At 58.2% G+C, this 24,608-nt stretch carries 22 protein-coding genes and 1 tRNA gene; 8 read left to right on the top strand and 15 right to left on the bottom strand.

The window, feature by feature from the left end; translation table 11 throughout:
• The 3 genes from FN369_RS02530 to nadA all read right to left on the bottom strand — a co-directional run.
• A partial coding sequence (locus FN369_RS02530) for an adenylosuccinate synthetase (RefSeq protein ID WP_142524678.1) occupies window positions 1–245 on the bottom strand: 245 nt, incomplete at its 3' end.
• 18 nt (window positions 246–263) lie between these two features.
• Window positions 264–1,553, bottom strand: coding sequence for a UDP-glucose dehydrogenase family protein (locus FN369_RS02535; protein WP_142524640.1), 1,290 nt, complete (start codon window positions 1,551–1,553; stop codon window positions 264–266).
• A 176-nt stretch (window positions 1,554–1,729) separates the two neighbouring features.
• Window positions 1,730–2,659 (bottom strand): quinolinate synthase NadA, encoded by a 930-nt coding sequence (nadA, locus tag FN369_RS02540; RefSeq protein ID WP_142524641.1) that lies wholly within the window; start codon window positions 2,657–2,659, stop codon window positions 1,730–1,732.
• A gap of 223 nt (window positions 2,660–2,882) precedes the next feature.
• On the opposite strand from nadA, the gene glnT reads away from it, so the two are divergent.
• The 3 genes from glnT to FN369_RS02555 are packed head-to-tail and all read left to right on the top strand — an operon-like array spanning window position 2,883 to window position 7,169.
• The gene (glnT, locus tag FN369_RS02545; protein ID WP_142524642.1) at window positions 2,883–4,247 is read left to right on the top strand and encodes a type III glutamate--ammonia ligase; all 1,365 of its coding nucleotides are present in this window, start codon (window positions 2,883–2,885) and stop codon (window positions 4,245–4,247) included.
• Window positions 4,231–5,400 (top strand): histidinol-phosphate transaminase, encoded by a 1,170-nt coding sequence (gene hisC, locus FN369_RS02550; protein WP_142524643.1) that lies wholly within the window; start codon window positions 4,231–4,233, stop codon window positions 5,398–5,400. Before glnT ends, hisC begins: the two co-directional genes overlap by 17 nt.
• The gene (locus FN369_RS02555) at window positions 5,397–7,169 is read left to right on the top strand and encodes a GNA1162 family protein (RefSeq protein WP_142524644.1); all 1,773 of its coding nucleotides are present in this window, start codon (window positions 5,397–5,399) and stop codon (window positions 7,167–7,169) included. Before hisC ends, FN369_RS02555 begins: the two co-directional genes overlap by 4 nt.
• Window positions 7,170–7,228: 59 nt before the next feature.
• On the opposite strand, the gene FN369_RS02560 is transcribed toward FN369_RS02555, so the two are convergent.
• The 7 genes from FN369_RS02560 to FN369_RS02590 form a co-directional block, all read right to left on the bottom strand.
• Window positions 7,229–8,638 carry a sensor histidine kinase gene (locus FN369_RS02560; protein ID WP_178087624.1) on the bottom strand — a complete coding sequence of 470 codons (1,410 nt, stop codon included), beginning with the start codon at window positions 8,636–8,638 and terminating at the stop codon, window positions 7,229–7,231.
• Window positions 8,635–9,309, bottom strand: a complete 675-nt coding sequence (locus FN369_RS02565) for a response regulator transcription factor (protein WP_142524646.1) — start codon at window positions 9,307–9,309, stop codon at window positions 8,635–8,637. Before FN369_RS02565 ends, FN369_RS02560 begins: the two co-directional genes overlap by 4 nt.
• Window positions 9,310–9,508: 199 nt before the next feature.
• Window positions 9,509–10,069: a signal peptidase II gene (gene lspA, locus FN369_RS02570; protein WP_142524647.1), complete on the bottom strand. Its 561-nt coding sequence runs from the start codon at window positions 10,067–10,069 to the stop codon at window positions 9,509–9,511.
• A complete protein-coding gene (locus FN369_RS02575; protein ID WP_142524648.1) occupies window positions 10,066–10,455 on the bottom strand; it encodes a hypothetical protein in 390 nt (129 codons plus the stop codon). The genes lspA and FN369_RS02575 overlap by 4 nt, the downstream gene beginning before the upstream one ends.
• The gene (gene dnaN, locus FN369_RS02580; RefSeq protein ID WP_142524649.1) at window positions 10,448–11,551 is read right to left on the bottom strand and encodes a DNA polymerase III subunit beta; all 1,104 of its coding nucleotides are present in this window, start codon (window positions 11,549–11,551) and stop codon (window positions 10,448–10,450) included. Before dnaN ends, FN369_RS02575 begins: the two co-directional genes overlap by 8 nt.
• 213 nt (window positions 11,552–11,764) lie before the next feature.
• A complete protein-coding gene (dnaA, locus tag FN369_RS02585) occupies window positions 11,765–13,138 on the bottom strand; it encodes a chromosomal replication initiator protein DnaA (RefSeq protein WP_142524650.1) in 1,374 nt (457 codons plus the stop codon).
• 344 nt (window positions 13,139–13,482) lie between these two features.
• Window positions 13,483–14,400 carry a shikimate dehydrogenase family protein gene (locus tag FN369_RS02590; RefSeq protein WP_142524651.1) on the bottom strand — a complete coding sequence of 306 codons (918 nt, stop codon included), beginning with the start codon at window positions 14,398–14,400 and terminating at the stop codon, window positions 13,483–13,485.
• 154 nt (window positions 14,401–14,554) lie between these two features.
• Here FN369_RS02590 and epsC point away from each other — a divergent pair, with 154 nt between their 5' ends.
• The gene (gene epsC, locus FN369_RS02595; RefSeq protein ID WP_142524652.1) at window positions 14,555–15,442 is read left to right on the top strand and encodes a serine O-acetyltransferase EpsC; all 888 of its coding nucleotides are present in this window, start codon (window positions 14,555–14,557) and stop codon (window positions 15,440–15,442) included.
• On the top strand, window positions 15,439–16,575 hold the full coding sequence (locus tag FN369_RS02600; protein ID WP_142524653.1) for a cysteine desulfurase family protein: 1,137 nt from the start codon (window positions 15,439–15,441) through the stop codon (window positions 16,573–16,575). Before epsC ends, FN369_RS02600 begins: the two co-directional genes overlap by 4 nt.
• Here the strand turns inward: FN369_RS02600 and FN369_RS02605 are convergent.
• The gene (locus FN369_RS02605; RefSeq protein ID WP_142524654.1) at window positions 16,556–17,707 is read right to left on the bottom strand and encodes a complex I NDUFA9 subunit family protein; all 1,152 of its coding nucleotides are present in this window, start codon (window positions 17,705–17,707) and stop codon (window positions 16,556–16,558) included. The two genes, FN369_RS02600 and FN369_RS02605, sit on opposite strands and share 20 nt — an antisense overlap.
• A gap of 195 nt (window positions 17,708–17,902) precedes the next feature.
• Between FN369_RS02605 and FN369_RS02610 the strand changes: the two genes are divergently transcribed.
• Complete coding sequence (locus FN369_RS02610) at window positions 17,903–18,517, top strand: hypothetical protein (RefSeq protein ID WP_142524655.1); 615 nt, start codon at window positions 17,903–17,905, stop codon at window positions 18,515–18,517.
• A gap of 62 nt (window positions 18,518–18,579) precedes the next feature.
• Window positions 18,580–19,872: an N-acetylmuramoyl-L-alanine amidase gene (locus tag FN369_RS02615; protein WP_142524656.1), complete on the top strand. Its 1,293-nt coding sequence runs from the start codon at window positions 18,580–18,582 to the stop codon at window positions 19,870–19,872.
• A 123-nt stretch (window positions 19,873–19,995) separates the two neighbouring features.
• Here FN369_RS02615 and sufT read toward each other — a convergent pair whose 3' ends face one another.
• The 4 genes from sufT to sufC form a co-directional block, all read right to left on the bottom strand.
• Complete coding sequence (gene sufT / locus FN369_RS02620) at window positions 19,996–20,544, bottom strand: putative Fe-S cluster assembly protein SufT (protein WP_142524657.1); 549 nt, start codon at window positions 20,542–20,544, stop codon at window positions 19,996–19,998.
• Window positions 20,545–20,736: 192 nt separating this feature from the next.
• Window positions 20,737–22,032 carry a Fe-S cluster assembly protein SufD gene (gene sufD, locus FN369_RS02625; RefSeq protein WP_142524658.1) on the bottom strand — a complete coding sequence of 432 codons (1,296 nt, stop codon included), beginning with the start codon at window positions 22,030–22,032 and terminating at the stop codon, window positions 20,737–20,739.
• A gap of 20 nt (window positions 22,033–22,052) precedes the next feature.
• Entirely contained in the window at window positions 22,053–23,477 is a 1,425-nt protein-coding gene (gene sufB / locus FN369_RS02630) for a Fe-S cluster assembly protein SufB (RefSeq protein ID WP_142524659.1), read from the bottom strand.
• A gap of 28 nt (window positions 23,478–23,505) precedes the next feature.
• Window positions 23,506–24,294, bottom strand: coding sequence for a Fe-S cluster assembly ATPase SufC (sufC, locus tag FN369_RS02635; protein WP_142524660.1), 789 nt, complete (start codon window positions 24,292–24,294; stop codon window positions 23,506–23,508).
• A gap of 218 nt (window positions 24,295–24,512) precedes the next feature.
• On the opposite strand from sufC, the gene FN369_RS02640 reads away from it, so the two are divergent.
• Window positions 24,513–24,587 (top strand) — tRNA-Pro (locus tag FN369_RS02640).
• Window positions 24,588–24,608 lie beyond the last annotated feature (21 nt).

The raw sequence follows: 24,608 nt of genomic DNA on the forward strand, positions 1-24,608 counted from the left end.
ATTTCGCTCACGAGCGAAATCGGGTCGATGACCATCCCGTTGCCTAAGACGCATTCTTTCTCCCGCCGAAGGATTCCCGAAGGAATTAAGTGGAGAACGAATTTTTCGCCTTCCACTTTCACCGTATGGCCGGCGTTGTCTCCCCCTTGGCAACGGACGACCACGTTGGCGTCCCGGGTAAGAAAATCGATGATCTTCCCTTTCCCTTCGTCTCCCCATTGGGCTCCGACAAGAACCGTGTTCACTCTGCTCACCCATCCGCGCTAGCGGCCGATGCCCCAATAAGAGAATCCCCAAGCGGCCATTCTGCCGCGATCCAGAAGGTTGCGCCCGTCGAAAACGAGCGGGCTGACCATTCGCTTTTTCATGGCCAGCCAATCCAGATCGCGAAACTCTTCCCATTCCGTAGCTACGACGACGCAGTCCGCTCCGTGAGCCACTTCTTCTCCAGACGCGCAGAGATGGAGCTTGGGGAGGGCCTGCTCGGCCTTCGCCATCGCCTTGGGATCGAAGGCGCGAACCACTGCTCCCTCCTGGAGGAAAGACTCGGCCAAGGACATGGCCACGCTTTGCCGGATATCGTCGGTATTATTCTTAAACGCCAGCCCAAGCAAGCCGATCGTCTTGTCCCGGAGGAGCCAGAGCTCCCCGCGAATCTTCTTCAAGAAATGCTCCCGCTGCTGCTCATTGATCGATGCGGCTTCCCGAAGCAGACGAAAATCGCATCCCAACTCCTCGGCGATCCGAATGAACGCGGAGACATCCTTCGGAAAGCACGATCCGCCCCATCCTACCCCTGCCTGAAGAAAGGAACGACCGATTCGTCGATCCAAGCCCATCCCTTCGGCGACGAGGAGCACGTCGGCCTTCGAAGCCTCGCAGATTTGAGCAATCATATTGATGTAGGAGATCTTGAGGGCCAGGAAGCTGTTCGACGCGTGCTTGATCAGCTCGGCGGAGTTCAAGTCAGTGATGAGCATCGGCGTCCGAAATGGTTCGTAGATCTTCTTCATGATCTCGATCGCGCGCTCCGAAGAAGCCCCGATGACGATGCGATCGGGATTCATCAGGTCGGCGATCGCGGAGCCTTCCCTGAGAAATTCAGGATTGCTCACCACGTCGAACTCGGCCCTTTGCTTGCTGTACCGCTCGATCGTCTGGGCCACCTTTTCTCCCGTCCTTACGGGAACCGTACTCTTGTCTACGACCACCCGATACTCCTGGAGCGTTCCAGCGATCTCGCGAGCCACTTTCTCGACGTAATGCAGGTCGACGCTGCCATCCGCATGGGGCGGAGTCGGCACGGCGATAAAGAGGGCAAGGCAGCTCTCCACTGCTTCCGCTACGGACTCCCCGAAGCGAAGCCGACCCGAGGCTACGTTCCGAGAAATCATGGCTTCCAGGCCTGGTTCATAGAAGGGGACGTTGCCTCCTCGCAAGCTCTTCACCTTCGCCTGATCGCTGTCCACGCAAAGCACGTCGTGGCCCACCTCCGCAAAGCAAGCTCCTGTCGTCAGGCCCACATACCCGGAACCGATAATTGCAATTTTCATTATGGAAAGCGGAAGGCCCGACAAGCCGCCGGCTTGGCTCTCGGACGCAGTTGCTCCTCTAGTTTCTTCCCTTCATCCCGATTCTCACGATCGGCGAACGTCAGCCCCACCCCGGCGATCCCCTTCTCCCGCGGGAAACCGCGCGCCCCGAGACGCTGGAAGAGAGCCTATTTCTCTTAATTGGTGCTCCAATCCAACATCCGCTCGATCGGAATGCGGGCCCGTTCCGCAATCTCCCGAGGTACGACGACTTCCGGCTCGCCAGATTGCAAGCTTCGATAGACCTTTTCCAGCGTAATCTTTTTCATGAATAGGCAGTTGGCGCAGGCACACCGTTCGGTCGGCGCTGGCAAAAACTCCTTCTCTGGAATCTCTCGACGGAGTCGGTGGAGCATCCCCGCCTCCGTGGCAATGATGAAGCTCTCGGCGGGACTCTTTCGGCAAAAGCCGACCATCTTCTCGGTCGAGCAGATCTCGTCGGCCAACATTCGAACGGCAGCATCACATTCCGGGTGGGCGACGATCGGAGCGCCCGGATGGAGCTGCCGCATCCGGGAGAGGCTCGCATGAGTAAACTCCACATGGACGTAGCACCGCCCTTCCCAGAGGCGGATCTTCCTTCCGGTCTGCTGTCTGACCCATTCTCCCAAGTTTTGATCCGGGACGAAGAGGATCTCGTATTCGGACGGAATGCGATTGACGATCGCGACCGCGTTGCTCGAAGTACAGATCACGTCGCTTAGGGCCTTCACCGAGGCCGTGGAATTCACGTAGGTGACCACGAAAAGACGATCGGAAGCTCTCCGCGCCTCGGCCAACTCCTCCGCGCTACAGGAATCTGCAAGGGAGCAGCCCGCCTCCAAATCGGGAAGAAGCACCTTCTTCTCCGGATTGAGGATCTTCGCGGTTTCCGCCATAAAATGAACCCCGCAGAAGACGATCCAGTCGGCGCCGGTCCTATTGGCCTGGTAGGCGAGGCCGAGGGAATCGCCTACGTAATCGGCGATCTCCTGAATTTCCCGAAGTTGATAATTATGCGCCAGAATGACTGCATTCCTCTCCTTTTTGAGGCGCAGGATCTCTTCCTGGAATTGGCTCGCTTCCATCGCAAAAGAGCAACCTATTGTTTCCTTTTACTCTGTCTGCTCCGGGAAAGCTTGTCTAGCGCGTCGTCGCAGCGGGGAGGCAGGGGCTCCCCGCTCGGCGACGAAGAGATGAAAAAACTTTCATCCAACATTTGTCTTCTTTTCATGCTTCTGCGCGAAGATCGGGCAAAACGAAGAGAACCATCTCGAAAAAACGTTGCCCGACGGTTTTTCGCTTTCGGTTATGCATCTTCCCTCAAAGATCCTGGAGATACGAGAGAACCTTCAAAGTCGAGGCATCCGATACTTTCTCCCCGCCTTTGTCGATATCCATGGCATCCCGAAGGGGAAGCTCGTACCTCTTTCCCACATCCAGCGCTCCGTCCATCGTCGAGAGCTTTTTTCCGGCCATGCTCTCGATGGCTTAGGCTCTCATCCCGAAGACGGCGAAGTAGCCGTTGATCCGGACTGGGATCGTGCTTTCCCGCTTCCCTGGAGACCGGATTTGGCCTGGATCCCCTCGCACCTCACCTTTGCAGACGCGCCCTTTCCGGCTTGCACCCGCGCCGCCCTGAAACGATCGCTGGAAAAGGCACGGGATCGGGGCTTCCAACTGCGCCTCGGGATCGAATGCGAGCTCTACTTTCTCCAAAGGAGCGTTTCCGGCCGGCTCCTCTTTCCCAATCCCCGGGAAACTCTTCCCAAAGGGTCTTATGATGCGGGGAGGCTGCTCGACGCGTCGAGCGTCATCGATCCCATCTTGGAGGCGATCGAGAGACTCGGATGGGCGATCTCATCGATGCAGCATGAAGACGGCCGATCCCAATTCGAATTTGTCTTCGACCACTGCGAAGCGCTCGAAATGGCCGACCGATTCGTCTTCTTCCGCTCTCTGGCAAGCAGGATCGCTTCGCAGCACGGGCTCGTAGCCGTCTTCATGCCGAAGCCCTTTGCCGACCAGCCTGGAAATGCCGCCCACTTTCACCTGTCGCTGGCAGATTCCACGACCGGCGCAAATCTCTTCCAAGCGGAACCGGAAGAAGATCCTCACGGCCTCGGCCTTTCTCCCCTCGGATACGCTTTTCTCGCGGGCTTGCTGAGACACGGTCGATCCCTCTGCGCGGCATTCGCCCCCACGGTAAACAGCTACAAGCGGTTGATCAAGAAAGGCGCCATGCAATTCTTCTCCTGGGCACCCGTCTTCAACTCGCTGGGACGGAACAATCGGACCCATGCCTTTCGTATTCCCTTCGGAGGTGGGCGGTGCGAGCTCCGGATTCCGGACTCCTCCTGCAATCCCTATCTCGCGGCAGCCCTTGCCCTCGAAGCCGGAATGGAAGGAATCCAGCAACACCTCGATCCCGGGCCACCGGAGCGGGAAAGCATTTATTTCTGGAAGGAACGCCGGGAAGACTGGCTGCCGCAGGAAGATCTCCTTCCCCGTACGCTCGGTGAGGCCCTGACGGAATTCGCCGCGGATCCTTTAGTGGAAACGGCCCTCGGCCGCACTCTGCGCGAGGAGTTCCTTCGGTGCAAATTTGCGGAGTGGGACGAGTACAACATCGAGATCACGAATTGGGAGTTAGCCCGCTATGGAACTCTGTTCTAAGAAGAGCCGAAGCGACGATCCGTCCCGGAAGAGTTTCCCTCCCCTTCCGCCTCCGAACCCCTGGATCCGGAAAATCCATTTTTCTTCCTACCGGGAGCTCTTACCGATCCAAGATCTTTTGCCCCGTCATCTCTCTCTTGTCCGTCTCGACGCGAACGAAAACGGCCTGGGACCTTCCCCGCTCGCGCTGGAGGCGATTCGGGAGGCTGCGGCCGAAGCACATCGCTACCCTGAGATCGCGGGAGAAGCTTTGCGGGAATCCCTCGCCTCCGAATTCCACGTCACCCCCAAACAGATCGTCTTGGGCAACGGCTCGACCGAGCTTCTCGAACTTCTCTTTCACGCCTTTCTTCGCAACCGACGGGAAGAGATCGTAGTTCCGCGTTACTCATTTCCGCTCTATGAAATGCTCGCTCAGCGCTTCGGATGCCGCGTCCGCGTCGCAGCCGATCGGAACTTCGCCGTTGACTTGGAGAGCCTCCGTCGCACCATCAGCCCGCGTACCCGACTCGTTTTCCTTGCCAATCCGAACAACCCGACGGGAAGCCGGGTGGAAAACGGCGAGCTGCTCGCATTCGTCAAGAGCCTTCCGCCGGGCGTCCTGCTGGCTATCGATGAGGCGTACGCCGATTTCCTGGAGGATCCGCCTCCTCTTGGCGCCGCCATCCGAGACGGCGCTCCCATCGTCGCTCTTCGTACCTTTTCCAAGCTGCACTCTCTGGCAAGCCTCCGCATCGGCTATGCCCTTGCCCCGCAGGAAATCGCCCGCGCGATCCAAAAAGTCTCACTTCCTACCAACACCAACGGGCTTGCGCAGAGAGCCGCCGCCGCTGCGCTGAAGGACCGGCATCACCAGCGACAGTCCAAAGAAGCCGTTTGGATTGGTCGCCTACGCCTCCAGCGCTGCTTCCGAGAGCTCGGGCTCGACTGCATCCCCTCATCCGCCAATTTCGTCATGGTCCGAATTCCGCACGCGGAAAATGTCTGGAAGGGGTTGGTTCAGCAAGGGGTCCTCGTGCGCAGCTTGAAAAGTTGGAAGCTCTCCGGGTGGCTTCGCGTCACAGTCGGTCGTGCCGAGGAATTGCAAAGATTCGAAGAAGCGCTTCAGACCGCGCTTTGCGCGACCCGGGCCCAAGAGACTCTCTTGGTATGACAGGCGCTGCTTCTCGTGGGGAGCGTGGCCCGCGCGGCTTCCTCGGGAAGCGCTCCCTAGCTGCTTTCGGGGCACTCCTGCGCTTTCGTGCATCCTTTTTTGCCTTTGGGCTCATCCTCGTTGCCTTACCCTGTTTGGCGGCGGACGGCTGGGAAGATCAGCGTCTCTTCCTTCCCGAGGAGGGTACCGATACGCATGGCCGGAAACGCTGGTACGACTACGCACTGGATCCCGATCCCGGCTTCTGCACCGTTCGTATCAGTCCGGACTTCGCCGAGTCGGCTCCCAGCCGGATCGCCGTCCTTCCCTTTCTCGATCAAGGAACGGGAAATTATGTGCTCAACGAGATTCGATGGCCGGGACGAAAGGGAGAGGCGTTGGACATATGGCGGTGGACGCACTCCCAACGGCTTCGGCGAATGGTTCACGGATATCTGGCAGCTCGTGAATTCGACCTCATTCCGGTTGCACTGATCGACGCCGCTCTCGCCGTGCACCAAATCACCTCCGACCGACTCCTCCAGAAAGCGGAGCCTCAGGTTCTGGGCCGCATCCTGGATGCGGATGCCCTCGTTTACGGCGAGCTCTCCGTCTATCGCAGCTACTATGCGTTTCTGGCAGCCGGCTGGCGGGTAAAGTTGGCAATCCGGATTGTGTCCGCGATCACCGGTCGCGAAATCTTTTCCGGCACCGCCACCCGAAACATCCTCGGACTCCGAATCGCGACCAACCCGATTGATCTTGCCCTCGCCTCGATCGCCAATCTGGTCCATTTGCGGGATGTGACCCTGCGACGAGGAGAAGACGAGGCCTGCCGCGAACTCGTTCTCCGCGTGCCGCATCCTCCGCGCGCAGCCCGCTCCTTGGCCGATATGGCCCAGAAGGCCCTCCCCATCGCCACCGCTCCCGCGCTCCCCTTGGATTCCGCGTCGGTTCCATCTGCGGCCTTCACCGTTCCCTTGCGCCCATGGAGTCCATCCGCCGCTTCGCCTAGATTGCCTCCTCAGCGTTTCTTTCTCCCCGAGCAGCAGCAATCCACCCATGGGAAGAAGAATCCCATCGATTTTCTGATCGATTTGGATCCTTCCCGATTCCAAACTGTGGCCTCACCTTCTTTGGCGACCGAGCGCCCGTTCCAGCTTTCCATTCTTCCGTTCGTCGACAAGGCGACCCGAGGTCACTTTCTCCTTAATGGAGTCCCGGCAAAAGCGCGTTCCCGAGAGAAGCGGGAGATGTGGCGGTGGACTACGGCGAACCGCCTCCGGCGAGGCATGGCGACCTATTTGGCCCAGAGAGACTTCTGGGTGCAAAGTCCGGTACTGACGGACAAGGTGCTCCAGGGGATGGGTTGGCGGACGGCCGGAGACATCTTCCACGAGAAGCCGGAACAGATCGCGGACTGGCTCGGCGCCGATGCCCTGGTTTACGGCGAGGTCCAGACCTCGGTAGCCATTTACGCCTTTTTATATTCCGCTTGGCGAGTAGGACTTCGGATGAAGATCGTGTCGGGGCGCACCGGACGCACCTTGATCGAGGTCAGCGGTCAGCGGCAAGATTCGACGCTTCTCCCGGCCATCTTTCCGATCGATATTGCAATCTCGTCGGTTCAGGCAGCCGGGTTCCTTCGGGATATCACTCTCAAAAGAGCGGAGGACGAACTCTGCCGAGAGATTGCGCTCCGGATCCCCATCCCCGCCGCTCCTCCGTTTTCCCCTTCCCTCGAAAAGCCGCAAACCGCCTCTTATCCGGCCCCGTCCGAGGCGCATTGAGGAAAAGCATGAAAGAGAGGGAAGCGGCTTGGATACCGTCGGATAGAATGGAAATTTCCTTATACCGCCATGGGACAAGGCGAGGACGCGGCGTCGCCGCTTTTTCTGGAAGGCTGGCGATCGGGCGCATCGGGCGGCCTTTTCTGGAGCCAGACGGTGAAGCGATTCCAATGTTCGGCGGGACTGTCATACCGAATTTCGCCTCCGTGGGCCAAAACGATCTCTCGGCAGAGGCTCAAGCCGAGTCCGCTTCCTGCCGCCTGCGTCCCTCTCACGCTCCTCGCTCGGTAAAACCGTTGAAAGATTGCGTTCTGATCCTCCGCTTCGATGGTCGGACCGGTGTTCGCAACGCTCAATGCGAGCCACGGGCCATCCTCCAGAAGCGTAATCCAAACGGAGCCGCCGGCGGTGCTATACTTCACCGCGTTATCTACCAGATTCCAAAGCAGACGAAGGAGAAGCTCACCATCTCCGTCGACCCTCTGATTCGGAATGATGGAGGTCGCCACAGCGAGCCCTCGCGGACCCGCAAGAATCCGGGCATCTTCCGCGACTTCCTCTACCATTCCGCTCCAATCCAGAGGTTGGAACCGCAGTTGCAGCTGGCCGCTATCGGCATAGGAGAGGAAGAGAAGATTTTCGGTGATCGTCGTCAGCCGTCTTACCTGCTCCAAGAGCGAAAGGAACACTTCCTCTCCCGGATCTTGCCGGCTTCTGGACTTGGCGAGAGCCTCCTCCAGCTCATTCCGAAGAATCGTCAGGGGAGTTCGAAGTTCGTGGGAAGCGTCGGCCGTCAATCGTGCCTCTTGGGCAAATGCCCGTTCGAGCCTCTCCCACATCGCATTGAGAATTTGAGCCAAACGCGCTAGATCTGGATCTTCCGTAGGGATTTCGACTCGCCCCTGCAAGGCGTGCGGACCGATCTTCTCCGCAGCCGCCGCGATCGCTTGAACCGGGCGCAAGGCGTAACCGGAGAGAAACCACCCTCCCCATATAGCAACCGCAAGGGCTAGTGGGAAGGAAAGCAGATAGGCGATTTCCGCCTTTTGCAAGATCGCGTTCAGCTCCCGCATATCTCTCCCGAGCGTCAGGCGATATCCGTCCTGGGTCTTGACCAGAACACGAAAGGTTCGATTTCGCGACGAAACGCATCGAAACCCGTCTCTCGTGAAACGATCTTGCGCCTGGAGAAAGGGCGCTCGATAAAGGACCGTGCCCCCATGATCGATTTCCCAGACGCTGCTCTCCTCGTTTTCCAGATTCTCGGGAAGCCCGCCCCCGGAGAGAGGGCCGGTCTTCCGTAAGGCAAGAGCCAATTCCCGCGCGTCTGAAGCCATTTGGAGATCGGTCTCCTGGACGAGCTTACGGGAGAGTGTCCAGTCGGCTACCGCACCGACCAGTCCGAGCGCAACCCCGACCGTCGCCCCGGTGAGGAGAGCAACCCTCCAGAGCAAAGGGAGTTTTTTCAAGAGCATTCCTCGATCTTATACCCGATTCCTCGGACCGTTTGAATCAGCTTCCGGTTTTCGCCTTCATCGATCTTCTTTCTCAATTTCTGAATATAGACATCGACCAAGTTCGTCCCCGGATCGAAATGGAAGTTCCAGACGTGCTCGCAAATTTCGGTCCTCGTAAAAACCTTGCCGGGAGACCGCATCAAGAGCTCCAAGAGAGAAAACTCCCGGCCCGTCAGCTCGATCTTCCGCTCGTTCCTCATAGCCACCCTGCTGACCAAGTTCAAAGTCAGGTCGCCTACTTGGTAAAGAGAAAGTCCCACTCCGGCCGCTCTTCGAAGGAGAGCGCGCAAACGAGCGACAAGTTCCTCCATGGAAAATGGCTTCGAGAGATAATCATCGGCTCCGCTCTCCAATCCTTCCACCCGTTCGTAAATCTCGCCCCGGGCGGTGAGCAAAAGCACCGGGAGATGGATGCCCCTGCGTCGAATTGCGCGCAGCACGCTTAGACCGTCCCGACCGGGCAGGAGAACATCCATCACGGCCGCGTCGTATGGCTGCGTCGTCAGCGCGATGAGCGCTTCGTCTCCCCGTCCAAGCGTATCGACCACAAAACCACGCTCCTCCAATCCCTTGCGGAGGAACGCAGCGATCTTTTCCTCGTCTTCGACGATCAGTACGCGCATGGGAGGGCGGTTCGCCTCGACCTGTTTCGACGCATTTCGTTACCGTTCCTGCCTCCACCATTCCCCGGAGCTTGCGAGATCGATCGAGTCGAACCCATAGGCGCTGGCGCGACATCCTGCCAATAGGCAAAGATGCGCTCGCTTCCGTTCGAAGAATAGCCCGGCGCCACCTCCCCGTCCAAGCCGAGAAAGGAACGGCTCAACGAGCTCGAGCGAGGGCGAATCGAAAAATCATCCAGAGGGAGGCGATGCAAAGGCAGCTATCGGCCACGTTGAAGCTCGGCCAGTGCCAGGAGCCGACGTAGACATCGATGAAGTCGACGACGAATCCATGCGCAATGCGGTCGCTGATATTTCCAGCGGCACCGGCTGTGAGAAGAGCCGCGATCACGTTTGTCTCCCTACTACTCCAGTCCACGCTTCGGCTCGCCCAGAGACCGGCAAGAAGAATGAAGCTGCCTATTCCGATCCACAGCCAGTTCTGACCTGCGAAAAGACCAAAGATGATCCCGGTATTTTGGACGGACACCAGGTTCAGAAATCCAGGAAGAAGGGAGAGCGGAAAATTCTCCCCCTGCCGCAGAATCAATGTCTTCGTTCCTTGATCGAGCAGGAACAGTCCAAGGAGAAGCCCCCAATAGAGAGGTCCGGGCAATCGTCGACAGGAAGCGTCCGGTCCGGAAGAGGGAGTCCGGCGTTCTCGGCCCTCGGGGAAGAGAACGTTGGAGGAACTCTGCTTGGAGCGAAGCAGGGGAATCATAAAATTCCTTCCCTCTCCAACTCGTTGAGCCGCGCCTCATCCTTTTCATCGATGATCTCGCAAACTCTCGGCAGCTCGAGAAGGACCTCCAGGGAGAGAGGAATCCCGGACGTAGAAAAGCCGGTCGTCTCGACGCTTTTTCGACGCATGGAAAGATAGACCCAGGCGAAGGTCTCCCCTTCCGCGATTCGAAATTGCGGATGTTCCTCCCAAAAAATATCCGACACGGCGCGAATTTCCATTGTCGCCGCTCCTCCGCCGGCTCCTCCCGGGAGCGCCTGCTCCACCCTCTCGAATCGAGCAATCCAGTGAGCAACCAATCTCTCGACCTTCTCCCGGTCGAGAGGTTCCTCGAAAAGCGCGACGAATCCAGACTTCTCAAGCATTGCGCATCGGCATGACGACGTAAAGAAAAGCCTCTTCGTCTTTGAAGACACAGGGACCGGACGCTTCTCTCAGCTGAAGCGCGATTTCGTCCGCCGAACTTTCCCGTAGCGGCTCCATCAGGTACACGACGTTGAACGCAGCACGGATTTGCTCTCCCCCGTAACGGATCGGAACTGTCTCCTTCGCCTCTCCGATTTCCGCGGAACTGCACAGGAGTTCGAGCTCGTCCTTTTGAAAGTGGAGGCGAACCGGAACGAGCTTTTCCCCCGCGACGATGGAAACCCGGCGCAGCGCTGACAAGAATGTCTCCCGCGGAATGTAGATCTTTTCCGAGCCCTCTTGGGGAATTGCCGCGCGGTAGTTGGGATATTTTCCGTCCACGAGCTTCGAAGAAAACACGATCCGTTCGGATTGCAAAAGAAGCCGATTCGATTCGAGCCAGATAGCAACCTTCTTTTCTTCCTCCTCGCTGAGAATCCGCAAAAGTTCGGTGATCGATCGTGCGGGAACGACGCCCTGAATCTCCTCTTCCGCCTCCTCGGAAACGGGACTTTCCATCAGTGCCAAACGCTTCCCGTCGGTCGCAACCACGGTCAATCTTGCCCCTTTCCAACAAATTAGCTCTCCGTGAAGGACGTAGCGCATCTCATCGTTGGACATCGCATAAGCCGTGCGCCGGAGCAGCCTCACGAAAACAGATTCGGGAATGCAAAACGAGGGAGAGTCGCTCAAGGCTGGCGGCGTCGGATAGTCGTTAGCCGGCATCCCGAAGAGCCGGAACGAAGAACGGCCGCCGATGAGGGTGCTTTCTTCCTTCTCATTGGTAGTCAACGTAAGTTCCTTAGCGGCCACCTCCTTGGCAATAGCGAAGAGTCGGCGGGCGGGCAGGGTAGTCCGTCCCGCTTCCTTAACTTCCGCATCAATACGAAGCTGCAAGGTCGTCTGCAGATCGCTCGCAAAGAGAGAGAGCTTTCCTGAGGGATCCGCATCGAGGAGCACGTTGTTGAGGATCGGCAGCGTGGTTCGGCTACCCACAACGCTCTGGGCGAGGTTGAGCGCTTCTAAAAAGGAAGTTCGAACGATTTCACATTGCATGGAGGAACTTGAGTTAAAAGGAAAAGGAATGGCTCTTCATCATCTTCTTCTTACGCCTTCGAAAAGTGAATAACGTAAAAATGCACTCGCGGCGAATGGTTTGCAGATTTGGGGAACTGTGAAGAAGAGACGTCAGATTTTGGGAACTACCATAGAGGAGTTCATTTCCTTCCGCCAAATCGCTGGAGTTGTTCACCGATTTTCTCTGTTTGTTTACGCGGGGTTCTGGAATTTTTCAATCAGCTCGCGTACGAGCGCTTCAAAATGAGGGTCGCTTTGCAATTTTTCCGCCACGACGCGCTGCGCGTGGAGAACGGTTCCGTGATCTCTGCCTCCAAAGTTTTGACCGATTTCGGCAAGGGAGCAGGTGGTGAGCTTTCGGCTTAAGTACATGGCAACCATCCTGGGCAATGTGATGTGCGCCAAGCGTCGTTTGCTCGTCATGTCGGCGAGCCGGATGTCGAAGGTTTCGGCGACCTGCTTCTGGATCAGCTCGACGCTTACCCCTTGAGAAGTCCTGTTGCTGAAGAGATCCTTGAGGAGGATTTGCGCTTTTTCGGCCGTCAGCTTGTCCGGATGGAGAGCGGCAAAGGCGGCGACTCGATTCAGCGCACCCTCAAGCTGTCGGACATTATTTTGAATGCGTTCCGCGATCGTCGAAAGAATTTCGTCAGGTATCGCGATCGACAGGATTCGCATCTTATGGCGGAGGATCGCCAGGCGAGTCTCCAACTGGGGAGGGAGGAGTTCGGCGGTCAATCCCCATTCGAATCGGGAGGTGAGCCGTTTTTCCAGAGTCTGCATGGCGCTCGGAACGGCATCGCTTGTCAGGACGATCTGCTTGCTCCCATCGAAGAGGCAATTGAAAGTGTGAAAAAACTCTTCCTGGGAACGCTCTTTTCCCGCAAGGAACTGGACGTCATCCAGAAGGAGAACGTCTACCTCGCGATACTTTTTGCGGAAGCGGAGGAGTGCCCCCTTTTGAATTGCGTCGATGAACTCGTTGGTAAACTGCTCACAGGTCACATATTGCACTCGGAGGGAGCGATGAAGACGGCGAAGTTCGTTGCCGATCGCCTGCATCAGATGCGTTTTTCCGAGTCCGACCCTACCGTAAAAGAAGAGGGGGTTGTAGGCACGGGCGGGCGCATTTGCCACTGCGCGAGCGGCGGCATAGGCAAATTCGCTGTTGGCTCCCACGATGAAGGTCTCAAACGTATATCGCGGATTTAATCCGGTGGAGGAGAGAGTGGTGCTGCTGCCGTTCGCCCCGACCTCCGTCTTCTCTCCTTTCCTGGGAGCTTCCGAATGGACCGCCTTCTCCGCGGAGGGTGCCGCAGGGAAGGAGACCCGCACCTGCCGTCCGAGAATTTTTGCCAGGGCGGTCGAGAGTTGGGGAAGATAGTTCTCTTCGATCCAATATCGGTAAATGGAATCCGGCGCTTCCAAGATCACTTGGTCATCGGAGAGAGAGAGGATTCGAAGGGGGGAAAACCAGCGGTCTACCGCATCTCGAGAAGCAATTGTTTGCATCTCGGCGCAGACTTTTTCCCAAACCCAATCCAGTTCTGGAGAAGCCTTATTCACAAGTTATTCACAAAAGCGCTTCTTTTTTGCTGCGCTCCTGGGTTCAGATCGTTAAACATTCAGCAGGAATAAGTTAAGTTCCACTGAAAAGGAAGAAGCATCCCGAAGACATCGAAGTAATTCCATTGGTTAGCAAAGTTATTCACGGGATCTTCCAACACGCGGATCGGCTTGTTGTCTGTGGAAGAAAGGATCGTAAGAGCTGGGGAGGATTCGGACAAGGGAATCTCCTAACCTGAAAACTTTTTTTCGTTTCCGTTGACGAATGAAATTTTGGTGCTCCACCTTTCGAAGAAAAGAAGGAGAATCTTCGGATCGGAAGTCGAAGGGAATCGGAGCCCGTTTTAGGAGGAATCTCCTTCTGCATCTCGGCTCGAGAGGGAGGCGAAGAGGGCTTTGCGCATCACGGGAAGAGGGGGCGCATTGCCTGTCCAGAGCTCGAAAGCCAAGGCGGCTTGATGGAGGAGCATGCCAAGCCCATTCGACGCATGGGCGCCTCTCTCCCGCGCTGCTTCGAGCAGCGGGAGTGTCGGAGGCCAATAGCGAAGGTCGAAAACGAAAAGATTCGGCCGAAGGAGTCGGTCGAGAAAGTCACGGTCCTTCAAGAAAAGGGGATCTTCGGTCAGGCAGGAGACAAGGAGGTCGACGTCGGAGGCCGCTCGAAGAAGCGCAGCCTCTTCCCACGGTACGACATCGACTCGGGAACGAACTTTTATCTCTTCGGCGAGCGAGAGAGAGCGGGATGCCGTGCGGTTTGCGAGGCGAAGGAGAGGGCAACCCTCCCAGGAGGCTTGTCGAGCGACGGCAGCGCCTGCACCGCCGAGGCCTAGGAAGAGGATTCGCAACTGGGGAAGTGCCACGGAAAACGCCTCCTCCACGGCAAGCACCCACCCCTTACCATCCGTATTGTGCCCTTCCAGGGTTCCCTTCCGGTGAACGACCGTGTTGACGGCGCCGAGCCGTATCGCGGTGGTCGCTCGTCGATCGCAGAGCCGAAACATTTCCTGTTTGAGGGGAGCCGTGCAGTTCCATCCCGAAAAACCGATCGTTTTGAGCCGATGGACGACCGGCTCGAGCTCGGCGGTGTCGACTTCCACCCGCCCATAGCCCCCGGGCCAGCCGATGGCGGCAAAGGCAGCTTGATGGATTGCCGGAGAGAGGGAGTGTGCGATCGGAAAGCCCAGAACGGCGTACGATTTCGGCCACGGGAGAAGCTTCGGCAGGGTGGAGAGGCGCCAAATTGCGCTTGCGACGTCGGTCATATGGGGGAATGCTCTGAATTTAGAGGGGAAAAGGGAGAGCGACAACGAGATCTCTCGGGAGCGCGCGGCTTTGTCCTCGAGCTTGGTTTGGCAAAAGGAAGCGGAAAACGTAGGGATCACGGGGAGGAACGAGAAGAGGCTCGTTCACTAAGCGATGGCACTTCCGGGAATTTCCCAGGCGCTGCTCCAGTCCTACGAAAGGGATGGAGGAATCAACCGGGCGGATCGGGCGAACCTTCCTTCCAAGCCGGCGGTCGCTCGGCTGATGGAAGACCTGTTGGCTCTGCTTTTCCCCGGCTTCCACTCTCCTCCTCCCGGCTCCCACCGAGAATTGATCGATTTTGTCGAAGAGCGGCTGGCGCGACTCCATCGCGGCTTGACAGAGGAACTCCGGAAGACTTTGGGAGCGAATGAGGAATCCGAGCAAGCCGAGGAAGAGGTCGCTCAATGGTTTTTGGCGCGCCTTCCCGAGACGAGGGAGCGGCTCGCGACCGATGTCGACGCCACATTTTCCGGGGACCCCGCAGCCGAGAGTACAGAAGAGGTCTTGCTCGCCTATCCGGGAGTGGAAGCGATCGCTACTTATCGGTTGGCACATCTTCTCTATCGACGGGGCGTGCCGTTGCTGCCGCGTATGATGACGGAATGGGCTCACAGCCGAACCGGGATCGATATTCATCCCGGAGCCGAGATCGGACCCTACTTCTTCATCGACCACGGAACAGGGATCGTCATCGGGGAGACCTGTCGGATTGGAAGGGCGGTCAAGATCTATCATGGCGTGACACTGGGAGCTCGTTCGACCGCCGGGGGAAGAAAACTTCGAGGAAGCAAGCGCCATCCGACGATCGAGGATTACGTGACGATTTATCCGGGAGCGACGATCCTCGGAGGAGAGACTGTCATCGGCGCGCATAGCGTGATCGGAGGAAACGTCTGGCTCACGGAGCCCGTGCCCCCCTACTCCGTGGTGACATTGGCGCAACAGGAAGCCGAAGTACGCAAACGCGGATCGGATCCTGGACGAAGCATAGGTGCATGAGTCGAATCTACCTCGACTACAATGCAACCTCCCCACTGGATCCCAGGGTCCGGGCGGCAATGGAGCCGTATCTGGATCCTGGAGGCAATCCGTCGAGCTTGCATGCGGAAGGAAGAAGGGCCCGCGCCGTAATGGATCTTGCTCGAGAGAAGATTGCGCGCCTCCTACGGATTCAACCCAGAGAGATCGTCTTCACCGCCAGCGGCAGCCAAAGCGACACCTTGGCCGTCGTCGGTCTGGCGCGAGGCTTGGAGAAAAGAGGAAAGCATTTGATCTGCTCGAAGATCGAGCATCCGGCTGTCGCCAGATCGATGGCATTTCTCGAAAGCGTGGGTTTTTCCGTATCGAGGGTGCCGGTCGATCGTTTCGGGGTAATCCACCTTGAGTCTCTGGAGAGAAGCTTCCGGCCCGACACGACGCTCGTTTCGATCCTATCGGCCAGCAACGAGATCGGCACCAAGCAGCCAATACGAGCGATTGGGGAGCTCTGTAGCGAGCGTGGAATCGTCTTCCACAGCGATGTCGTCCAGAGCGCCGGAAAGGAGGAGCTGCGCCTTGCGGAGTGGGGCGTTTCATCTGCGAGCCTTGCCGCCCATAAATTCGGAGGGCCGCTCGGTGCGGCCTTCTTGTATGTTCGTTCCGGGCTACCGATCGATCGAGTCATTTTCGGAGGAGAGCAGGAGGGCGGTCGATGGGCGGGAACGGAGAACGTCGCCTCGATCGTCGGCATGTCGGAAGCGTTGGAGATCGCCGAGAAAGAAAGGCTCGGCGAGGCCGTCCGGCAGCGCGAGTTGATCGAGACGCTCTGGCAGGGGATCGCCGACCTGCCGGGAGTGGTGCGATGGGGTCATCCGGTGGAAAGGCTCCCGAACACCCTTGCGGTGAGTTGTCCGGAGGTGGACGGGGAAAGCCTGTTGATTGGATTGGACTTAGAAGGCCTCGCGGTCTCGGGGGGTTCGGCCTGCTCTTCCGGCGTCTTGAAGCCCTCCCCCGTTCTTTTGGCGTTAGGAGCGAGCAAGGCGGAAGCCCGTTCCATGGTCCGGTTCTCTATCGGCAAAGGAATCGGGCGGCCGGAAATCGAAGAATGCATCCGTCGATTTCGGAAGGTCTTTCTCAGACAGTGGAGTGGGTAATCTGTTCGCTTCTCGTCGACTGGTTCTGCAAGGAGGAACGACTGCGGTTCGGGAAGAGTGTCGAAAGGCCGTCCCGGAAGGGAAGAAACTCTAAGCCGAGATCCTTTGCGGCGACGGATGGATCGCCGGTATTTCCTTCCTCCAGCATGAGGAGCGGTTCGCGTCCAATGGGGAGGCTCGAGCGGATCCCTTCCACGCAACAAGCCAGGGTGTGAGCAACGGGCCAGGGTATCGGAAGAAAGAGCACGGGACGCGGCCGGACGCTCGCCAAACTTAAGGCGATCCAGCCTGACAGCAGGAGGCTCCACGCCTCCGGACTGAAGCCGCCCAGGATTCCGGCCAGAGCGGCTACAGGGAAGAGCAGGAAGAGGGTTGTAAAGAGAAGGAGGCGCAAGCAAAGACGGGTTCGGGAAGGGATTTGGAAGACCGATAGATGGCTATTCTCCAGGAGAAGCCCACAAATTTCCGCGAGACTCATCCGGTCGGGGCCGCAAAGCACGTATTCTTTTCTGATCGTCTCCGGTAGGACCAATGCTCGGGTGAACGCGGCGACGACGTCTTGAACGGCGATCGGTTGCAGCGGGCTCGCTCCCCCTCCGGGGAGAGGGAGGAGTCCGAAGTAGCGAAAGAGAGGTTGAGAGAAGAGGTCGCGAAAGACCGTCAGAAAATGGTCATCCGGCCCGTAAATGATCGAAGGCCGGAAGATCGTCCAGTGGAGATCGCTCGATCGGACCAATTCTTCGGCGGTCCATTTGGTCTGATGATAGCGGGAGGGAGCGTAGGGCCGGGCACCGAGGGCACTCATATGGAGCCAGCGGCGTACCCCATTTTCCTTTGCGGCGGTAAGCAGCAGCCGGGTTGCCTGGACGTGGGCCTCCCGGTAAGTGGCCTCACGCTGTTCCGTCAAGATCCCAACGAGGTGAACGACCGCATCGACTCCTTGACAGGCCCGTCGGCAGACGTTGGGGTCGAGCGGACTCCCTTCCACGAAGGCGGTATGTTCCGGGAGGCGCGCTGCTGCGCGCTTGGCATCGCGCGTGAGGACTCGGACTCGATAACCGAGCTCCACGAGTCGGCGGACAAGATGCCGCCCTACAAAGCCGGTGCCCCCGGTGACGAGAACGGTTGCCATCTTCTTCCCTCCGCAGCTGTTTCTTATGGGAAGGCCCTTCCTTTCTCCGCAGATTCGATTCCGCGGAGGCGTGGTGGGCCAATGAGCTTGGGTACTCTCGGAGCCGCATCGGTGGCAAGCGAGAAGACTCGTTCCCGCAAGGAGACGGAAAGGAGATTTGCGAAGCGTCGCGAATTCGGCTATTGGGCAGTTTCCATGAAACGACGGCTCGTCCCGATCGCGGTTTGTATCCTCTTTGCGCCTCTGCTCTCTTTTGCCAAAACTCCGCAAACGCGGGGTAGGGAAAGGCCGCCGACGGCGTTTTCGGCGTTAGCGGTGGCGCAGCAATATGCGCCCGATGGATCCCAGGCGAAGATGCTCGCCATCATCGGCCCGCGCAGCAAGACCGCCCTTACTCCGACGGCTTGGGAGTTTGTCTACTGGAATCCAGGCGGTTGGAAACATCTGAAGCGGATTACCGTCGTCGGGGGCCAAGTCCGCGAGGTACGGGAGGGAATCATTGATGTCGCGCGGCGAGGCATCGTGCGCTATAAGGAATCTCAAGCGTTCGACCCGAGCCGGTTAAAGGTTGACTCAGACCGTGCGCTCCAAGTTATTCTGAAGACAGGAGCCGTAGGAAACGCGCGGTTGAGCACCGTCCTCTTCGAGCTGGCGCGAATGGGGGAAGAAGGAGAGCCGTGCTGGGAATTGCGCTTTTATGCGGACCGGCGGGGTATAGAGGCGGACATTGGGGTGGCGCGAGTGGGAGCGATTTCGGGGAAGATTCTTGAGCTGAGGCTCAACCCAAGCCGCGCGACGAACGACTCGTAGTCGCTCCCCGGAAGAAACGAAGGACGGTTTTCCGAGACTGTCGTCTGGGGGAGCGTGGAAAAGTGAACTTATTCCTGCGAGGGTTTTCGCTGGCCGGCACCATCGGCGCTCTTCTCCTTCTTCCGGTTTCTTCGCATGCGGAATTGAGTCCTCTGGCCCCGGAGCCCGATTGGAGTGCATTGGATGCATTCCAAGAGACCATGACGCGGGAGGAGTTTGTTCACTGGGTGAACACGCTCTTCTGTCCGGAGGGCTCGTTTTGGAAGTTCACGGTCATCAACGGTAACGAGGTCACGCTCTTTGGCGACAAGGAGCACACGAGATTGCTCTACCGTCTTCGGCTCGCCCCGGATTTGGAATCACAGCTCCCGCTCCGGGCAACGACCGTGAGCGGCTGGAAGGCCTCCAAGACTGGGGCATCGAACTCGAAGCCGCTGCGAGGTCTGGTGATCTGTCTCGACCCGGGGCATATCGGCGGTCGTTGGGCCAAGATGGAGGAGCGGTTCTTCCAGATCGGATCGGATCCTCCGGTCGTCGAGGCGGAGCTGAATATCCTGGCTGCTCGGCACGCCGCCAAGCTTTTGGAAGCGGTCGGTGCGACGGTAGTGTGGACGAAGCGATTGTTCGAGCCGGTTACCTCTCTGCGTCCCGCCGGGCTTCGCGAGGAGGCCCTCGCCTCTCTCTATCCCGCCGGAGGAGGAGCGGTCGTTCCAGCAAGCTTTTCCGCCGAGATCGAGCGTCGCATCGTCCGGGAAGAGGAGCTTCTCTTTTATCGGAACGCGGAGATCCGAGCCCGTGCGGAGATCATCGCGAAGCTCAACCCCGACCTGACCCTCTGCATTCATTTCAACGCCGACAAGTGGTCGAGTCACCCGACCCGCACGGAGCTCGTCCCTCAGAGCCGGCTGGTCGCGTTTGTCCACGGCAACTATTCCGAAGAAGAGCTGATGTATGATGACCAGAAGTGGGATCTGCTTTATAAGCTCCTCTCGCGCACCAGTATTCCCGAGCAGGAGGCCGCTGAATCGATCGCGCAGCAGATGGCTGCCACTTGGAGCTATCCGCCGGAGAGCTATACCAATTGGAATGCGGCTCGACGGGTGGGTCCAAGTCCCTACGTATTTGCGCGGAATCTCTTGGCCAACCGCATCTATCGCGGACCGGTCGTTTTCGTCGAAGGGCCGTACATGAATGCCCAGGACGCTTACGACCGGATCATTGCGGGAGATTATGTGGGGAGCCGAGTCATTGGGGGTCGAGCCTATCGGAGCATTTTCGCCGAATATGGCGAGATCCTAGCGCGCGGCGTGACCGCCTGGGCGGGAGGAACGACGTCGACGGTAGTTCGCCATTAGGCTGCGTCGCTTAGGATAGGGAGCAGTGGAGGAGAACAATCCGATACCGCTCCCCACCGGGAATCCTTCCCTTCCGGAAAAAGAGGATTCGCTTTCTGTGGGTATCGGGAGAAGGTCCAGCGATTAAACCAGCCCGAGCTGCATCTTCCCCTGCTCGCTGATCATGCTGGGGTTCCAGGGTGGATCCCAGACGAGATCGACGCGAGCATCTGCGACGTTGGGGATTTGCCGAATGCGGGATTGGGCGTCCTGGGCGATGATGACGCCCATGCCGCAGCCGGGAGCGGTGAGCGTCATCTTGACGACTACCTCGAAGGTCCCTCCCTCCCGAGGCAGAACTTGGCAATCGTAGATTAGCCCCAGATCAACGATGTTCACCGGAATTTCCGGATCGAATACTTCTCGGAGCCGATCGTAGACCATTTCCTCGTCGACGTGCGTTCCAGGCTGCGGCTGTTCGGAAGATACCTTTGGAGGAGAGGCTTGACCGATCGCGTCGGCGTCCTTCGCATCCAAGCGCACCAAGCAGCGCGAGTCGTACAAAAGAGTATAGGATCCGCCAAGGGATTGGGTGATCACCACCGGCTTGTCTTTTTGAAGCTGGATGGGAGCGCCGCTAGGAATCTGGACCGCATCGACGGTGCGGGTTAAGAAGACCGACTCTGGTGCCATGCTTTCCCTCTTGCTTCCGTTATTGATTCCGACGGGACGAAAGACTCCATACCGCTTCCGATCGTCGATCGCTTCCCGAGGCGGGCTTGGATGCCGTCCGATCTTGCTTCACCGTAACGTTTCTTTCCCTTCGAGGCAATAGCCGAAAAAGCGTGCCGAACGACCTTTCCGGGACGGCAGCAGAGAGATGCGCTACCGGAGCGAGCACTCGAGTTCCTCTACCATTGCGCTTTTGGCTTCCTCGTCTTCGATCCGGTCGACCACATCGGTCAAGAAACCCAGGACGAAAAGGCGCTGAGCCGTCTCGAGGGGGATGCCGCGTTGGAGGCAATAGAAAAGCTCTTCCGGGTCGACTTGTCCGATCGTCGATCCATGGGTGCATCGAACGTCGTTGGCCAGGATCTCGAGACCCGGCAGAGAATTCGCTTCCGCCTCCGGACTCAAGATGAGATTCCGGTTGCTCTGGTAGGCGTCGGTCTGTTGTGCCTGGGGATCGACATCGATCATGCCGGCGAAGATCGTGCGAGAAGAACCGTAGAGGGCGCTCTTGTAGAGAAGGTCGCTTTTCGTCCTTGGCGCTGCGTGTTCCTGAAACGAGCGCTGGTCGAATTCCTCTCGATCGCGCGCCAGCGTTGCGGAGAGCATGACGCTTTGAGCCCCGGGGCCGAGAAGGCGACTCCGACTCTCGGTGCGCGTGTAGCTGCCGCCTAGATTGAGTTGGAAAGTGGTGGAAGCCGCATCCCGGGAAAGCCGAATCGAGGCGAGATCGAACGAGCAGACACCCTCGGCCCATTTGCGATGGGTGAAAAGATCCAGCTTGGCTCCTGCCCCGAGAAAAAGCTCCTCGACCGAACAGGCGAAGCCGCCCTTGGGGTTTGTGGAACCAAATCGGAGATGCAGCCGCGCATGAGCGTTCTCCTCCAGAATGACTAAGAGGTGCGGAAAGGTCGCCGCATTTGCTTCGGTTAACCAGAAGGAAAGCTCCAAGGGCTCTTTGAGTTCGATCCCGCGCGGGACGTAAAGGAAGGCCCCAGCGGTGGCACAAGCGCGATGGAGGGATTCGAGCTTTTCAGCACCCAGAGCGACTCGTTCCTCGAAAAGGTAGCTTTTCACGAGGTCTGCGGAGCCGACCGCCGCGTCGAGGAGAGGAGCAAAAATGACGCCTCTTTCTCGTGCCTCAGGCGAGAGCGGCCTGGAAAAAAGAAGCGAATCGTTGGCGAAAAGAAACGCGGCTGCCTTTCCCGGAAGAAAGAGCTTCTGCAGACTCGCAAAGGCATCTCCGGAGATGGGGGTCCCTACCGTGCAACCGTTCACAGCAATTTTGTTTAAGTCGGTGAAGCGCCATCGCTCGTCCTTTCGGTTGGGCATTGGTAAGCGTTCGTAGTCGGCCCATGCCGCGTCTTGCAGTTCTTTCCACCATGCGGGAAGTCGCGCCGGCTTGCTCTCTCCGCGGGCAACTTCCGTGATTACTCGTTTGGGCAGATCCACGTCTCCTCCTCGATCCCTAATCAGCCGACGGAGCCTTCCATTTCCAAATCGATCAATCGCTTCAGCTCGACGCTGTACTCCATGGGAAATTCGCGCACTAGGTCATTTACGAATCCATTGACGCTTAAGCTCATAGCTTCGCTCTCCGGAAGGCCGCGTTGCCGCATGTAAAAGATCTGTTCCGCACTGATCTTGCTCACGCTCGCCTCATGTTGGACCGCGCTTCGATTGCCGCGGAGAGTGATCGCAGGATAGGTGTCGGTGCGGGAACTCGTGTTGATCAAGAGGGCGTCGCATTCCGTGTTGTTCTTGCAGCCCTTGAGGTGGTTGGGAATCCGCACCATGCCCCGGTAACTCGACCGGCCTTCGCCGATGCTGATACTTTTCGCGATGATGTTGCTGGTGGTTTCGTCAGCCAAGTGAATCATCTTTGCTCCCGTATCCTGATGCTGGCCGCTATTCGCCAGCGCGATGCTGAGCACCTCTCCCCGCGCCTTACGGCCCCGGAGGATCACGGCGGGATACTTCATCGTCAGGCGCGAACCGATGTTGCAATCGATCCAACGAACCTCGGCATTTTCCATCGCCATTCCCCGCTTCGTGACCAAGTTGAAGACGTTGGGGCTCCAGTTTTGGACCGTGATATACTGGATTTTGGCTCCCGGAAGGGCGACGAGTTCGACGACGGCGCTATGAAGCGTCGCCGTGTCGAAGCGAGGCGCGGTGCATCCCTCCATGTAGGTCACTTCGGAGCCTTCGTCGGCGATGATGAGAGTACGCTCGAATTGGCCGAAGCTTTCCGCATTGATCCGGAAATAGGCTTGCAGCGGATGGCTGACTTTCACTCCCGGAGGGACGTAGATGAAGCTTCCGCCGCTGAAGACGGCGCTGTTCAAGGCGGCGAATTTGTTATCGCCCGGCGGAATGACCTTGCCGAACCATTTGCGGAAGAGTTCCGGATGCTTGTGGAGTCCCTCGGTACTACCGACGAAGATGACCCCTTGGGCGCGAAGCGCCTCCTTCATGTTGGAATAGGCTGCCTCGCTGTCGAATTGGGCTTCGACTCCCGCGAGGAACTTGCGCTCTTGCTCCGGCACGCCGAGGCGTTCGAAAGTGCGTTTCACCTCTTCTGGAACCTCATCCCAGCTCCGGCCGGCCCGTTGTCCATGGGCCAGGTAGTAACGGATTTGCGAGAAGTCGATTTCTGCAAGCTGCTCGCTCGCCCAGTGCGTCGGGAGGGGCTCTCGAAGGAAGATCTCCAGGGCCCGCTTGCGGAAATCGCGCAGCCATGTCGGGTCGTTTTTGGCATCGCAAATGTAATCGACCGTCTCTTCGGAAAGACCAACGCCTGCGTCGTAGGCATACTTCACATCGTAATGGAAGTCCCCCGCGCTCCGATCGAGCTGGAGCAAATCTTCTCCGGCGATTCCTTGTTCTTCGGCCATAATCGAGCCTCCTTGTGTTACAGGAACATTAGCCCTGAGTACCGGTCTCCGCCAGCGGAGAAAGTTTGGAGGAGCCGTATCGTTCTTCCAGAGAACCGTATCCGTGCCGCTCAAGCTCCAGGGCGAGTTCCGGACCCCCGCTCTGGACGATCCGTCCCTCGACCATGACGTGGACGAAATCGGGGGTAATATAGTCGAGGAGCCTCTGGTAATGGGTGATGATCAAAAAGCCCACTTCCGGTCCCCGCAGTCGATTTACCCCATTGGCGACCACCTTGAGTGCATCGATGTCGAGGCCACTATCCGTCTCATCCAATATACCGTAACGAGGACGGAGCATGGCCATTTGCAAGATCTCCGCGCGCTTCTTCTCCCCCCCGGAGAAACCGGCGTTGAGGGGACGCGAACTAAAGTTGCGCTGCATGCCCAGCGCGTCCATCTCTCGGTAGAGTTTCTGATAAAAGTCGGTTACGGATAGCGATTCCCCCTCGGGCAGACGTGCTTGCGCCGCCGCCCGCAGGAAGTTGGCGATGCTTACGCCGGGGATTTCGCAGGGGTATTGGAAAGCAAGGAAGACCCCCATCCTTGCGCGCTCGTCCGGCTCCCGTTCAAGAAGCGGGACGCCATCCAGGAGCACGGAGCCTTGCGTAACTTCATAATCGGGGTGACCCGAAATGACCTTGGCCAGCGTGCTCTTCCCCGAGCCGTTCGGGCCCATGATGGCATGGGTCTGGCCCAAGCGGATTTCGAGGGAGATGCCGCGGAGAATCTCCCGGTCGGCAATCCTTGCATGCAAATCGCAAATTTGGAGGCTCATGAATCGAATGATTTATTTTCTCCCGTTTCGTTGAGCAGAAAGCGTGCCAGTTCATTTCTCCCGGAAATGCCTAGCCATGTCGGAAAACGTGCTACGGTTTGTCAGGACTTTAACATTGCAAAAAGGCGTACAAGCAGCAATTTGTCTTTTTCAATACCAATCATAGGGCGTTCCTAGAGGGGGCGCATCCCGAGGCGCGAGGCGCTTGCAGGGGAAAACGGAGTGTAGCTCAGTCTGGTCAGAGCGCTTGCTTTGGGAGCAAGAAGTCGCAGGTTCGAATCCTGCCACTCCGAGAGCAACGTTGCGATCGATCC

This window comes from Methylacidimicrobium cyclopophantes (genome assembly GCF_902143385.2).
GTDB classification, from domain to species: domain Bacteria; phylum Verrucomicrobiota; class Verrucomicrobiia; order Methylacidiphilales; family Methylacidiphilaceae; genus Methylacidimicrobium; species Methylacidimicrobium cyclopophantes.

Excerpts from the sequence above, each read along its gene's own strand:
- FN369_RS02535 (WP_142524640.1), bottom strand. The coding sequence starts at position 1,553 with ATGAAAATTGCAATTATCGGTTCCGGGTATGTGGGCCTGACGACAGGA.
- FN369_RS02605 (WP_142524654.1), bottom strand. The coding sequence starts at position 17,707 with ATGGCAACCGTTCTCGTCACCGGGGGCACCGGCTTTGTAGGGCGGCAT.
- FN369_RS02555 (WP_142524644.1), top strand. The coding sequence starts at position 5,397 with ATGACAGGCGCTGCTTCTCGTGGGGAGCGTGGCCCGCGCGGCTTCCTC.
- lspA (WP_142524647.1), bottom strand. The coding sequence starts at position 10,069 with ATGATTCCCCTGCTTCGCTCCAAGCAGAGTTCCTCCAACGTTCTCTTC.
- nadA (WP_142524641.1), bottom strand. The coding sequence starts at position 2,659 with ATGGAAGCGAGCCAATTCCAGGAAGAGATCCTGCGCCTCAAAAAGGAG.
- glnT (WP_142524642.1), top strand. The coding sequence starts at position 2,883 with ATGCATCTTCCCTCAAAGATCCTGGAGATACGAGAGAACCTTCAAAGT.
- hisC (WP_142524643.1), top strand. The coding sequence starts at position 4,231 with ATGGAACTCTGTTCTAAGAAGAGCCGAAGCGACGATCCGTCCCGGAAG.
- FN369_RS02590 (WP_142524651.1), bottom strand. The coding sequence starts at position 14,400 with ATGACCGACGTCGCAAGCGCAATTTGGCGCCTCTCCACCCTGCCGAAG.
- FN369_RS02610 (WP_142524655.1), top strand. The coding sequence starts at position 17,903 with ATGAAACGACGGCTCGTCCCGATCGCGGTTTGTATCCTCTTTGCGCCT.
- FN369_RS02565 (WP_142524646.1), bottom strand. The coding sequence starts at position 9,309 with ATGCGCGTACTGATCGTCGAAGACGAGGAAAAGATCGCTGCGTTCCTC.
- FN369_RS02575 (WP_142524648.1), bottom strand. The coding sequence starts at position 10,455 with ATGCTTGAGAAGTCTGGATTCGTCGCGCTTTTCGAGGAACCTCTCGAC.
- sufB (WP_142524659.1), bottom strand. The coding sequence starts at position 23,477 with ATGGCCGAAGAACAAGGAATCGCCGGAGAAGATTTGCTCCAGCTCGAT.
- sufC (WP_142524660.1), bottom strand. The coding sequence starts at position 24,294 with ATGAGCCTCCAAATTTGCGATTTGCATGCAAGGATTGCCGACCGGGAG.
- dnaN (WP_142524649.1), bottom strand. The coding sequence starts at position 11,551 with ATGCAATGTGAAATCGTTCGAACTTCCTTTTTAGAAGCGCTCAACCTC.
- FN369_RS02600 (WP_142524653.1), top strand. The coding sequence starts at position 15,439 with ATGAGTCGAATCTACCTCGACTACAATGCAACCTCCCCACTGGATCCC.
- epsC (WP_142524652.1), top strand. The coding sequence starts at position 14,555 with ATGGCACTTCCGGGAATTTCCCAGGCGCTGCTCCAGTCCTACGAAAGG.
- sufT (WP_142524657.1), bottom strand. The coding sequence starts at position 20,544 with ATGGCACCAGAGTCGGTCTTCTTAACCCGCACCGTCGATGCGGTCCAG.